The organism is Segatella copri (assembly GCF_019249795.2).
Lineage (GTDB): Bacteria > Bacteroidota > Bacteroidia > Bacteroidales > Bacteroidaceae > Prevotella > Prevotella copri_B.
Genome location: NZ_CP156891.1, coordinates 2,291,351 through 2,304,349 on the forward strand (window position 1 = coordinate 2,291,351; position 12,999 = coordinate 2,304,349).

General features: G+C 47.1%; 7 protein-coding genes and 2 tRNA genes. 7 read left to right on the forward strand and 2 right to left on the reverse strand.

Translation table 11 applies throughout. The annotated features are described in order from the left end of the window. Positions 1 to 43: 43 nt before the first annotated feature. Both pnp and ltrA read left to right on the forward strand, forming a co-directional pair. Positions 44 to 2,362, forward strand: a complete 2,319-nt coding sequence (pnp, locus tag KUA48_RS09670) for a polyribonucleotide nucleotidyltransferase (protein WP_153072578.1) — start codon at positions 44 to 46, stop codon at positions 2,360 to 2,362. Between the two features lie 484 nt (positions 2,363 to 2,846). After that, a complete protein-coding gene (ltrA, locus tag KUA48_RS09675; protein WP_218431927.1) occupies positions 2,847 to 4,253 on the forward strand; it encodes a group II intron reverse transcriptase/maturase in 1,407 nt (468 codons plus the stop codon). Between the two features lie 221 nt (positions 4,254 to 4,474). On the opposite strand, the gene KUA48_RS09680 is transcribed toward ltrA, so the two are convergent. Next, positions 4,475 to 4,548, reverse strand: a tRNA-Asn gene (locus KUA48_RS09680). Between the two features lie 50 nt (positions 4,549 to 4,598). Further along, a tRNA-Asn gene (locus tag KUA48_RS09685) sits at positions 4,599 to 4,672 on the reverse strand. A 273-nt stretch (positions 4,673 to 4,945) separates the two neighbouring features. Between KUA48_RS09685 and KUA48_RS09690 the strand changes: the two genes are divergently transcribed. The 5 genes from KUA48_RS09690 (at position 4,946) to sufB (ending at position 12,992) form a co-directional block, all read left to right on the forward strand. Continuing rightward, complete coding sequence (locus tag KUA48_RS09690; RefSeq protein WP_153087751.1) at positions 4,946 to 6,610, forward strand: S41 family peptidase; 1,665 nt, start codon at positions 4,946 to 4,948, stop codon at positions 6,608 to 6,610. 153 nt (positions 6,611 to 6,763) lie between these two features. After that, positions 6,764 to 7,231, forward strand: a complete 468-nt coding sequence (gene rimP / locus KUA48_RS09695; protein ID WP_218431925.1) for a ribosome assembly cofactor RimP — start codon at positions 6,764 to 6,766, stop codon at positions 7,229 to 7,231. Between the two features lie 3 nt (positions 7,232 to 7,234). Beyond that, a complete protein-coding gene (gene nusA / locus KUA48_RS09700) occupies positions 7,235 to 8,497 on the forward strand; it encodes a transcription termination factor NusA (RefSeq protein ID WP_022120775.1) in 1,263 nt (420 codons plus the stop codon). A gap of 61 nt (positions 8,498 to 8,558) precedes the next feature. After that, positions 8,559 to 11,402, forward strand: a complete 2,844-nt coding sequence (infB, locus tag KUA48_RS09705; protein ID WP_153087748.1) for a translation initiation factor IF-2 — start codon at positions 8,559 to 8,561, stop codon at positions 11,400 to 11,402. Between the two features lie 138 nt (positions 11,403 to 11,540). Continuing rightward, complete coding sequence (gene sufB, locus KUA48_RS09710) at positions 11,541 to 12,992, forward strand: Fe-S cluster assembly protein SufB (protein ID WP_119227394.1); 1,452 nt, start codon at positions 11,541 to 11,543, stop codon at positions 12,990 to 12,992. The last annotated feature ends 7 nt before the right edge of the window (positions 12,993 to 12,999 follow it).

The following is a 12,999-nucleotide window of genomic DNA, read 5'->3' on the forward strand; positions in this document are numbered from 1 at the left end:
GATATTTTAGATGTTAGACAAAACAATAAGTTTTTTAATTTAGATGAACGTAATTACAAAAAGTGTTCAGTTGCCTGATGGAAGAACCATCACAATTGAGACCGGAAAAGTTGCAAAACAGGCTGATGGTGCTGCGGTTCTCCGCATGGGTAACACAGTGCTTCTCGCAACTGTTTGTGCAGCAAAGGATGCAGTTCCGGGTACAGATTTTATGCCTTTGCAAGTAGATTATCGTGAGCAGTACAGTGCTGCAGGTCGTTTCCCTGGTGGTTTCACCAAGCGCGAAGGCAAAGCCAGCGATGAGGAAATCCTTACCTCTCGTCTTGTGGACCGTGCTTTGCGTCCACTTTTCCCTTCTAACTACCATGCAGAAGTTTACGTACAGGTAATGTTGCTCTCAGCCGATGGTGTTGACCAGCCAGATGCCCTCGCAGGTTTCGCTGCTTCAGCTGCCATGGCTTGTTCAGATATTCCTTTCGAGTACTATATCTCTGAGGTTCGTGTAGCTCGTATCAATGGTGAGTATGTTGTAAACCCTACATTCCAGCAGATGGAAGAGGCAGACATGGATATCATGGTTGGTGCTACCAAGGACAATATCATGATGGTAGAAGGTGAGATGAAGGAAGTTTCTGAGCAGGATCTCATTGGTGCCCTCAAGGTGGCTGCCGAGGCTATCAAGCCTATGTGCGAACTCCAGTATGAGTTGGCTAAGGAGAAGGGTACTGACGTGAAGCGTGAGTATGACCACGAGATCAACGATGAGGAACTCCGTGAGCAGATTAAGTCTGAGCTTTACAAGCCAGCTTATGATATCAACCACCAGGCTTTGGAGAAGCATGCACGTCAGGATGCTTTCGACAAGGTTTTGGCTGATTTCCTCGAGAAGTATGACGCTGCTCATACCGATCTTTCTGAGGAAGACTTGGAGGAGAAGCACGCTGAGGCTACCCGTTACTATGATGACGTAATGCGCGATGCTATGCGCCGTTGCATCCTCGATGAGGGCTTGCGTCTTGATGGCCGTGCTACTACAGAAATCCGCCCTATCTGGTGCGAGGTATCTCCACTCCCAATGCCTCACGGAAGCGCTATCTTCCAGCGTGGTGAGACTATGTCTCTCTCTACATGTACTCTTGGTACAAAGATGGATGAGAAGCTTATCGACGGTGTGCTCGAGAAGAGCTACCAGCGCTTCCTCCTTCACTATAACTTCCCTCCATTCTCAACAGGTGAGGCTAAGGCTCAGCGCGGTGTAGGCCGTCGTGAGATTGGTCACGGCCACTTGGCATGGCGTGGTTTGAAGGGCCAGATTCCTACAGACTTCCCTTACACAGTACGTTTGGTAAGCCAGATCTTGGAGTCTAACGGTTCTTCTTCTATGGCTACTGTTTGTGCCGGTACTCTCGCCCTGATGGATGCAGGTGTTCCTATGAAGAAGCCAGTTTCTGGTATCGCTATGGGTCTTATCAAGAACCCAGGTGAGGACAAGTACGCTATCCTCAGTGATATCCTCGGTGATGAGGACCACTTGGGTGATATGGACTTCAAGACCACTGGTACCCGCGATGGCTTGACTGCTACACAGATGGATATCAAGTGTGATGGTTTGAGCTTCGAGATTCTTGAGGAGGCTTTGATGCAGGCTAAGGCTGGTCGTGAGCACATCCTCAACTGCATGATGGAGACTATCTCTGAGCCACGTGCTGAGATGAAGCCACAGGTTCCACGTATCGTAGCATTCGATATCCCTAAGGAGTTCATCGGTGCTGTCATCGGCCCTGGTGGTAAGATTATCCAGCAGATGCAGGAGGATACTGGTGCGACAATCACTATCGAGGAGACTGATGGTAAGGGTCACGTCCAGGTATCTGCTCCTAACAAGGATTCTATCGATGCAGCTTTGGCTAAGATCAAGGCTATCGTAGCTGTTCCTGAGGTTGGTGAGGTTTACGAGGGTACTGTTCGCTCTATTATGCCTTACGGTTGCTTCGTAGAGATTCTCCCTGGTAAGGATGGTTTGCTCCACATCTCTGAGATTGATTGGAAGCGTCTTGAGACAGTTGAAGAGGCTGGCATCAAGGAAGGCGACAAGATCAAGGTGAAGTTGATGGAGATTGATCCTAAGACTGGCAAGTACAAACTTTCTCATCGTGTATTGATGGAGAAGCCAGAGGGCTATGTAGAGCGTGAGCGTCGTCCACGTCCTGAGCGCGGTGAGCGTCGCGGTCGTCGTGATGAGCGTCATGAAGGTCGCGGTGAGCGTCCAGCTCGTCAGCCACGTCGTTACGAGCATCGTAATGATGAGCAGGCTCCTAAGGGGTTCAACGACTCTTTGGATCACAACAATGATGTAGAATAATCTGCGTATTAGACACATTATTATATATAAAGGCACATTCCGATCGGAATGTGCCTTTTTTGATAGTATGCTCGGCACGAGCATTGTCTAACGGGTGCAAGTCCCGAGTAAGCCCTAATAGCGGGAATTACATAGCCAAAGGCAAGGGTGTTCATCGTGAGGTGAAATCTGAAAGAAGCCGGCGGCAAACATCTGACCTAACGGACAGAAACTTCATACAAGGCATATGACCGTGGGTAAGGTTGCTATACAAACCAAAGCCCTATAGCTATTCGGAACGGTTGGTGTAAATGAAGTGGGTATAAGATGGAAAGACAATGCCCTTATCCGAGGAGGTCTCACGGACTTGTCGAATAGCTATGTTGCGAAAGGCAAGGAGTAAAGCTAGCCGTGAGAAGTCAGCAGATGTCATAGTAGTGTGCTTTTCGATATAGCGCATGAAGGACAGAACCTATATTAAACGATAGTAAATGAAACATACCTTATGAAAGTAAGAACGCAGAAAACATTGGCAAAAGTTAATGGCTGCCCCCAAAGAGCTAGGACGGAATCCGAATGGTATGGGGGAGCGCAGACTTTCATGTGGATGTGTGAAGACAACATCGTGGAAGCACCATTCGACAAGGAGCACTTGTTGGAGCGAATCCTTAGTCCCGATAACCTGAACCAAGCCTACAAAGCGGTGGTTCGCAACAAGGGATGCGGCGGTATCGACAAGATGTCTTGTGAGGAACTCCTCCCTTGGCTCTTGGCTAACAAGGATTCTCTGATACGTTCCTTGCAGGACGGCTCATACCGTCCGAACCCAGTCCGTCGAGTAGAGATGCCGAAGGACAATGGCAAGAAGCGCCTGTTGGGCATCCCCACCGTGGTTGACCGATTGGTGCAACAAGCCATCAACCAAACCTTGACACCCATCTATGAGCGACAGTTCTCGTCACGAAGTTACGGCTTCCGCCCAAGGCGAGGATGCCACGATGCACTTAGGGGAGCGCAGAAGATAATCGACAATGGCTATATATACGTTGTCGATTTAGACTTGGAACGCTTCTTCGACACGGTGAGTCATAGCAAACTCATAGAAATCCTAAGCCGAACCATCAAGGATGGGAGGGTTGTCAGCCTTATACACAAATATCTTCGCAGCGGTGTGATAAACAAGGGCTTCTTCGAGGCAAGTGAGGAGGGAACTCCCCAAGGAGGACCGTTGAGTCCACTGCTGAGCAACATCATGCTCAACGAGTTGGACAAGGAACTCGAACGCAGAGGTCTCCCCTTTGTTCGTTATGCCGATGACTCAATGATATTTTGTAAGTCCAAGCGAGCGGCAATGCGAGTCAAGGAGTCCATCACCAAGTTCATAGAAGGTAAACTATACCTCAAGGTGAACAAGGAGAAGACGGTCGTCTCGTATGTGCGTGGTGTGAAATACCTCGGCTACTCCTTCTATGTATCCAAAGGCAAATGCCAACTGACTGTGCATCCCAAATCCAAAGCAAAGATGAAAGCCAAACTAAAGGAACTTACGAATCGGAGCAATGGATGGGGATATGAAAAATGGAAGCAAAAGCTAGAGGAATACATACGAGGATGGGTGGGGTACTATCATCTTGCAAATATGAAGCAACTGCTCCTTGAAACGGACAAATGGCTGCGCAGACGAATACGCATGTGTATATGGAAGTCTTGGAAGAGAGTCAAGACGAGGATTGCCAACCTCGTAAGGTGTGGTATAGATAAATACCAAGCCTATATGTGGGGCAACAGCCGTCTTGGGTATTGGCGTGTAGCAGACAGTCCTATTTTGAAAATGGCTATCAGCAATGATAGTCTTCGTAAGACAGGGTATGTCACGCTGATGGGTTCGTATCTCGAATGGCACCCAAAGTAGGAACCGCCGTATGCGGAACCGCACGTACGGTGGTGTGGGAGGTCGGTGAATGCGAAAGTAGGAGGTAAATGCCTCTTATGAGTAACATTTACCTCCTACCCGATTTGCTTTCTCTGGTTATTGCCGGATATAGTATTTGTAAATGGGAATGGAGAATGCAAAGTGGGATAAAATGTGGATAAACAAAAAGAGTCACAAGTAAAACTTGCGACTCTTTTCTGCGCTTCAAGATGGGCTTGAACCAACGACCCCCTGATTAACAGTCAGGTGCTCTAACCAACTGAGCTATTGAAGCAGTTTGCTATGAAAGAAGATGAGTTGTGAGGCTAACCTGAAACTCTCTTGCGCTTCAAGATGGGCTTGAACCAACGACCCCCTGATTAACAGTCAGGTGCTCTAACCAACTGAGCTATTGAAGCGTTTTTTCTGTAAAGAACATGACGTTCCTTATTTGCGTGTGCAAAAGTACTAACTTTTCTTCATTCTGCCAAATTTTTTGCTGACTTTTTTCGCTTTTTCCCTAAAAAAGTGTATTTTTTCTTATCTTTGTGCCACTTTTTGCCTATTTTATGGTGTTTTTCGCAAAGAAATGAGTACTTTTGTGGTCGAAAACTTCTCCCGAGGGCGAATGCCGTGAAGAGGGGGAGGAAATAACCAATAAGTTGAATCATATACAATTAAATAAGGTAACAATGAAAAGAATACTGTTCTCCTTGCTTATGGTGCTCCTGGCGGTTCCTACTTTTGCCCAGGTTGACAAAGATCATGACTTCAAAGCCGCAAAGAATATGGAAATATTCAATGCCATCTACAAGAATCTCGATTTGATGTATGTTGATACGCTCGATGCTGAAGTTGTGGTCGGAAATGGTATCAATGCCATGTTGCGTAGTCTTGACCCTTATACTACCTATTATCCAGAGCAGAAGATGAAGGAACTCAAGAACCTGCTCACCGGCAAGTATGCGGGTGTAGGTGCGGTGATACGCTACAATTTCCAGTTGCAGCGCGTCTGTATCAGCGAGCCTTACGAGAATATGCCTGCTGCAGAAGTGGGACTGAAGAAGGGTGACATCATCCTGAGTATTGATGATGAGGATATGACCAATAAGGAGGTGAGCTATGTCAGCGATCATCTTCGTGGTGAACCGGGTTCTTCTTTCATGCTGAAAGTTAAGCGTCCAAGTACAGGCAAGACGATGAAGGTGAAGGTAACACGCCGTACCATCCAGTTGCCGTTCTTGCCTTATTATGGCATGTTGGAGGGTAACATCGGTTACATCAACTTCAATTCCTTTACCGAGCAGTCTGCCAAGGAAGTGCGTCGTGCTTTCATCGATTTGAGAAAGCAAGGAGCCAATAGCCTTGTCTTCGATCTGCGTAATAATGGTGGTGGTTCTGTTACCGAAGCGGTCAGTATCATCAATATGTTCTTGCCTAAAGGTAAGACAGTCTTGGAGATGAAGGGAAAGTTGCAGCGTTCTAATCATGTTTATAAGACCACGGTTGAACCGATAGATTCCGTTATGCCGATGGTGGTATTGGTGAACGAGAATTCTGCCAGTGCTAGTGAAATCATGAGCGGCAGTCTGCAGGATTATGACCGTGCTGTAATATTAGGTACGCGCACGTATGGAAAGGGATTGGTGCAGACTACCATGGATTTGCCTTATAACGGACAGGTGAAACTCACTACTGCTAAATATTTCATTCCTAGCGGTCGATGCGTTCAGGCACTCAACTATAAGCACGATAAGGGCGGTTATGTGGAGCATGTTCCCGACTCTCTTACCAAGGTGTTCTATACCGCAGGTGGCAGAGAAGTGAGAGATGGAGGTGGTGTGAAGCCGGATGTAGAAGTAAAGCCTGATTCTTTGCCAAACATCGCCTTCTATCTGGCTGGTGCCCGCGACAGTAATGAGGTGATGCTTAATTATGAGGTTGATTATATCGCCAAGCATCCTGCTATTGCTCCTGCGAAGGAATTCTCGCTGACCGATGCCGACTATGATGAATTCAAGACACGCGTGTTGAAGGCTAACTTCCAGTACGACCGTGAAACAGAAAAGTATCTCAAGGACTTGGAAAAACTCGCTAAGTTTGAAGGCTACTACGATGATGCCAAGGCAGAGTTTGAGGCTTTGAAGAAAAAGCTGAGCCATAATGTGGCAAAGGATCTGGATTATAACAAGGATTACATCAAGCATCTGTTGGAAAATGACATCGTTTCTGCCTATTATTTCCAGCGCGGTGCCATCCAGAATTCCATGCGTTACGACAAGCAGATTAAGGAAGCAGTAAAATTGCTGAATTCTCCATCAGAATACGAAAAAATACTGCATCCTGTGAAGAAATAAGTACAAAAACGTGCACAATCGATTAAAAATGTGCACGTTGCGAATAAAAAGTTGCATTTTTTTTGGCTAATCACAAAAATATTTGTAATTTTGCAACGTTCAGTGGAATGAGGGGCTCACAAGAGTTCCTCATTTTATTTTAATAAGGTATATATGATTGATAAAAACGTCGTAAAAAAATTAGTTGAAGAATGGCTCCAAGATAAGGAATATTTCTTGGTAAGCATTGAAATCAGTCCCGACGATAGAATCGTTGTTGAGATTGACCATGCCGATGGAGTATGGATTGAGGATTGTGTTGCCTTGAGTAAGTATATTGAGGATCATTTGAACCGTGACGAGGAAGACTATGAGCTCGAAGTTGGCTCTGCAGGCTTGGGTCAACCGTTCAAAGTTCCGCAGCAGTATATCAATTTCATTGGCAAGGATGTAGAGGTGCTTGATGCCGACGGCAAGAAGGTGAAGGGTATCTTGAAAGCTGTTGAAGGAAATGACTTCACAGTTGGCGTTGAAGAAAAGGTAAAGGTTGAAGGTAAAAAACGTCCGGTTAAGCAGGAGGTTGATCACGTTTACCAGATGGATAAAGTAAAATATACAAAATACATAATTAGTTTCAATTAAGTTATGGCTAAAAAAGAGCAAGAATTGACAGCGAGTATGATTGATACATTCCGCGAGTTTAAAGAAACAAAGAATATCGACCGTACTACATTGGTAAGTGTATTGGAGGAGAGCTTCCGTAATGTACTTGCCAAGATTTTTGGTAGTGACGAAAACTTTGATGTCATCGTGAACCCTGACAAGGGTGACTTCGAAATTTATCGCAACCGTATTGTTGTTGCTGATGGCGAAGTTGAAGATGAAAATAAGGAAATTACACTTTCTGAGGCTCGTAAGATTGAGCCGGATTACGAGGTTGGTGAGGATGTAAGTGAGACGGTTGACTTCAATAAGTTTGGTCGTCGTGCCATCTTGACTCTTCGTCAGACTTTGGCTTCCAAGATTCTTGAGTTGGAGCATGATTCACTCTACAACAAATATAAGGATCGCGTAGGTCAGGTTATCTCTGGTGAGGTTTATCAGGTTTGGAAGCGCGAGGTTCTGATTGTAGATGATGAGAACAACGAACTCATGTTGCCTAAGACTGAGCAGATTCCTGGTGATACTTACCGCAAGGGTGAGACTGTTCGTGCGGTCATCCTTCGTGTAGACAACGAGAACAATAATCCAAAGATTATCTTGAGCCGTACTGCTCCAATCTTCCTGCAACGCCTGTTGGAGGCTGAGGTTCCTGAGATTGCAGACGGTCTGATTGCAATCCGCCGTATCGCCCGTCTTCCGGGAGAGCGTGCTAAGATTGCTGTTGAAACATTCGATGAGCGTATCGACCCGGTTGGTGCATGTGTAGGTGTTAAGGGTAGCCGCGTTCACGGTATCGTTCGCGAACTTTGCAACGAGAATCTCGATGTCATCAACTACTCAAGCAATACCAAACTCTTCATTCAGCGTGCGTTGGCTCCAGCCAAGGTTTCTTCAATCAATGTTGATGATGAGAACAAGAAAGCAGAGGTTTACTTGCAGCCTGAGGAAGTTAGTTTGGCTATCGGCCGTGGCGGTATGAACATCAAACTGGCTTCTATGCTTACAGAATATACCATCGATGTATTCCGTGAGGTAGACGAGAATGAGGCCGATGAGGATATCTACTTGGATGAGTTCTCTGATGAGATTGACCAGTGGGTTATCGATGCTATCAAGGGCATCGGTCTTGATACTGCCAAGCAGGTACTCAATGCACCTCGCAACTTGCTGATTGAGAAGGCCGACCTCGAAGAGGAGACCGTTGATCATGTACTCAGCGTGTTGCGCGCCGAATTCGAACAATAATTCCCTTGCCAGCGAGTGCTTGCAGGGAATCTAACTTTAAAAATAGGAGAATAAATAATTTATGAGCATCAGATTAAATAAAGCACTACGTGAATTAAATATAGGACTTCAGACGGCAGTTGAATTCCTAGAGAAAAGAAAAGACCTGGGAGATGTCAAGGCAGAACCGAGCTTCAAACTCACCGACCAGCAATACAAGGCATTGAATGATGCCTTCAGTCAGGACAGAGAGGTTCGTGATCAGGCTGAGAAACTCTTTACCAAAAAAGCAAAAGATAAGAAGCGTGCGCCAGAGCAGAAGGACAATCGCGCTGAAAGCTTGTTGGAGTCTAATGGACGGCAGCAGTATAAGCCGCTGGGAAAGATTGACTTGGACAATATCGGTAAGAAGCCTGCTGCAGAGTCTGTTGCGGAAAAGCCTGAGACTGCTGCCGTCAGTCCTGAGCAGAAGAAAGACGCTCCTAAGGCTGAGCAAAAGAAGGAACAGAAGCCACAACAGGCTTCTCAGCATAAACAGCAAATGAAACAGGAAAATCATCAGAAATCACAGCAGTCAAACGCTCAGATGAATAAGCAGAATGTTCCTCAGGGAAAGAAAGAGCATCATCATGCTAAGAATGAAACTGCACAGCATTCTGCTGGCGCAGCAGATAACAGCGTGTTTACTCTCAAGAGTGAGAAGAAGTTTACTGCTAATGAGCCTAAGGTGTTGGGCAAGATAGATTTGTCTTCCCTCAACCAGAGCACTCGTCCTAAGAAGAAAACCAAGGAGGAGCGCCGCAAGGAACGTGAGGAGAAAATGGCTCAACAGCACAATGAGCGCAAAAAGCGTGTTCGTATCAACAAAGAACGTGTTGACATCATTGCCGAAGCTAAGAATAATGGCGGAGGTAATGGCAACAACGGCGGTAATAACAAGAAGAACAAGAACCGCAACAGAAATAATAACAATAATAATCGCGGCAATAACAACAACCGCAGCAATCAGCGCCAGATCGAGGTTGATGACGAGGCTGTAGCACGCCAGGTTAAGGAGACTCTTGCACGTTTGACCAGCAAGAGTCAGAACAAGAAGGGTGCTAAGTACCGTAAGGAGAAGCGTGAGGCTGTTCAGGAGAAGTTGCAGGATCAGGCTCGTCAGGAGCAGAAGGAAAGCAAGACCCTGAAACTTACTGAGTTCGTTACCGTTAGCGAGTTGGCTACGATGATGGATATCAGCGTTACTCAGGTTATCTCTACACTGATGGGCGTAGGTATCATGGTATCTATCAACCAGCGCCTGGATGCAGAGACCATCAATATGGTAGCTGAGGAGTTCGGTTTCAAGACCGAATACGTGAGTGCCGAGGTTCAGGAGGCCGTGAGCGAGGAAGAGGATGATGAGAACGACTTGGTTCCACGTGCTCCAATCGTAACCGTCATGGGTCACGTAGACCATGGTAAGACCTCTTTGCTCGACTATATCCGCAATACCAATGTGATTGCCGGTGAGGCAGGTGGTATTACCCAGCATATCGGTGCATACAGTGTTACGCTGAACAGTGGCCGCAAGGTTACCTTCCTTGATACTCCAGGTCACGAGGCGTTTACCGCCATGCGTGCCCGTGGTGCCCAGGCTACCGATATCGCCATCATCATCATCGCAGCCGATGACTCTGTGATGCCTACCACCAAAGAGGCTATCGCTCATGCCCAGGCTGCCGGTGTGCCTATGGTATTCGCAATCAACAAGATTGATAAGCCAGGTGCTAACCCAGACCGTATCCGTGAGGACTTGGCTAACATGAACCTGCTCGTTGAGGAGTGGGGTGGTAAGTATCAGTGCCAGGAAATCAGTGCCAAGAAGGGTATCGGTGTTCACGATTTGCTCGACAAGGTGCTCCTCGAGGCTGACATGCTCGACTTGAAGGCTAACCCTAACCGTCGTGCTACAGGTACCATCATCGAGTCTTCTCTCGACAAGGGTCGTGGATATGTTTCTACCGTATTGGTTGCCAACGGTACCCTGAAGGTAGGCGACATCGTACTCGCCGGTACTTCTTGGGGGCGTGTCAAGGCGATGTTCAATGAGCGTAATGCCAACATCAAGTCAGCAGCTCCTGCTGAGCCAGCTATCATCCTCGGTTTGAATGGTGCGCCTACTGCAGGTGACCAGTTCCACGTAATCGAGACAGAGCAGGAGGCTCGCGAAATCGCCAACAAGCGTGAGCAGCTGCAGCGTGAGCAGGGCTTGCGTACTCAGAAGCGCTTGACCCTGGGTGATATCTCTCACCGTATCGCACGTGGTGAGTTCCATGAGTTGAACGTCATCGTGAAGGGTGATACCGATGGTTCTGTTGAGGCTTTGAGCGACTCATTCATCAAGCTTTCTACCGAGAAGGTTCAGGTGAACGTGGTGAACAAGGCTGTGGGTCAGATTTCAGAGAACGACGTGATGCTGGCATCTGCTTCAGATGCAGTCATCGTTGGTTTCCAGGTTCGTCCATCTGCCGATGCTCGTAAGGCTGCCGACCGTGAGGGTGTTGAGATCAACACATACTCTATCATCTACGATGCTATCGATGATATCAAGAGTGCGATGGTTGGTATGCTCGACAAGGTGAAGAAGGAAATCGTTACCGGTCAGGTTGAGGTTAAGCAGACCTTCAAGATTTCTAAGGTGGGTACTATTGCCGGTTGTCTCGTTACCGAGGGTAAGGTACACGCTAAGGATAAGGCTCGCGTCATCCGTGACGGTATCGTGATACGTACTGCAGAAATCGATGCCTTGAAGCGTTACAAGGACGATGTTAAGGAGGTGGTTACCGGTATGGAATGCGGTTTGAGCCTCGTCAACTACAACGATATCCAGGAGGGCGACGTTATCGAGACCTTCACTGAGATCGAGGTAGAGCAGAAGCTTTAATAAAGTGAAGAGTGAAGAACGAAAAGCGAAGAATTCATTTGTTTTTCGCTCTATCATATATATAATAAGGTAGGGATGAGTCCTCAGCGGCTTATCCCTATTTAGGGTTAAAATAACGAACGGTTATTCTAAATAACAATGGCAGAAATAGAGAAAGAACAGAATCAGGTTGTCAAGGATGTGATAGACCAGAAATACGAGTATGGTTTTACCACCGATGTACATACTGAAATCATAGAAAAGGGTCTCAACGAGGATGTTGTGCGCCTGATCTCGCAGAAGAAGGGAGAGCCAGACTGGATGCTCGAATTTCGTCTGAAAGCCTACAATTACTGGAAGACGCTCAAGGAGCCAAAGTGGGGACACGTTCACGTGCCACCTATTGACTACCAGGAGATTTCATACTATGCCGACCCTTTGGCAAAGAAGCCAAAAAACCAGGAGATTGATCCTGAGTTGGAGAAAACATTCGACAAACTCGGTATTCCTCTGGAGGAGCGTCTGGCTTTGAGCGGTACCGCTGTAGATGCCATCATGGACTCTGTGTCGGTGAAGACTACCTTCAAGGAGAAACTCCGTGAGAAGGGCGTCATCTTCTGCAGTATTGGTGAGGCTGTGAAGGAGCATCCTGATCTGGTAAGAGAGTATCTGGGAACCGTGGTTCCTTATCGTGATAACTTTTATGCAGCCTTGAACAGTTGCGTATTCAGTGATGGCTCATTCGTTTATATTCCTAAGGGCGTCCGCTGCCCGATGGAGTTGAGCAGTTACTTCCGCATCAATGCCCGTAACACCGGTCAGTTTGAGCGTACATTGATCATCGCCGATGATGGTGCCTACGTTTCTTACCTGGAGGGATGTACAGCGCCAATGCGTGATGAGAACCAGCTCCATGCGGCTATCGTAGAGATTATTGTCAAGGATAATGCTGAGGTGAAATACTCTACCGTTCAGAACTGGTATCCTGGTGATGAGCATGGTAAGGGTGGTGTGCTGAACCTGGTAACCAAGCGAGGCGACTTGCGCGGTGTGAACTCTAAGTTGAGCTGGACTCAGGTAGAGACGGGTTCTGCGATTACCTGGAAGTATCCTTCCTGTATCTTGCGTGGCGACAACTCTGTAGCTGAGTTCTACAGCGTAGCTGTTACCAACAACTATCAGGAGGCTGATACCGGTACCAAGATGATTCACATGGGTAAGAACACCAAGAGTACCATCATCTCGAAGGGTATCTCGGCAGGTCATAGCCAGAACTCCTATCGAGGTCTGGTTCGTGCCACATCCAATGCCGACAATGCACGCAACTACAGTTCCTGCGACTCCTTGTTGCTGGGCAGCGATTGTGGAGCGCATACCTTCCCATATATGGATGCCCATAACGACACAGCCGTGTTCGAGCATGAGGCAACTACCTCGAAGATTTCAGAAGACCAGCTCTTCTATTGCAATCAGCGAGGCATTCCTACCGAGGAGGCTGTCGGCTTGATCGTAAATGGTTATGCCAAGGATGTGCTCAACAAGTTGCCTATGGAGTTTGCCGTAGAGGCACAGAAACTCCTGAGTGTTTCACTCGAAGGAACCGTAGGATAGTTATCAT

What these genes read in the sequence shown, in the direction of transcription:
- pnp (WP_153072578.1), top strand. Translation starts at nt 44, where the DNA reads ATGAACGTAATTACAAAAAGTGTTCAGTTGCCTGATGGAAGAACCATC.
- ltrA (WP_218431927.1), top strand. Translation starts at nt 2,847, where the DNA reads ATGAAAGTAAGAACGCAGAAAACATTGGCAAAAGTTAATGGCTGCCCC.
- KUA48_RS09690 (WP_153087751.1), top strand. Translation starts at nt 4,946, where the DNA reads ATGAAAAGAATACTGTTCTCCTTGCTTATGGTGCTCCTGGCGGTTCCT.
- rimP (WP_218431925.1), top strand. Translation starts at nt 6,764, where the DNA reads ATGATTGATAAAAACGTCGTAAAAAAATTAGTTGAAGAATGGCTCCAA.
- nusA (WP_022120775.1), top strand. Translation starts at nt 7,235, where the DNA reads ATGGCTAAAAAAGAGCAAGAATTGACAGCGAGTATGATTGATACATTC.
- infB (WP_153087748.1), top strand. Translation starts at nt 8,559, where the DNA reads ATGAGCATCAGATTAAATAAAGCACTACGTGAATTAAATATAGGACTT.
- sufB (WP_119227394.1), top strand. Translation starts at nt 11,541, where the DNA reads ATGGCAGAAATAGAGAAAGAACAGAATCAGGTTGTCAAGGATGTGATA.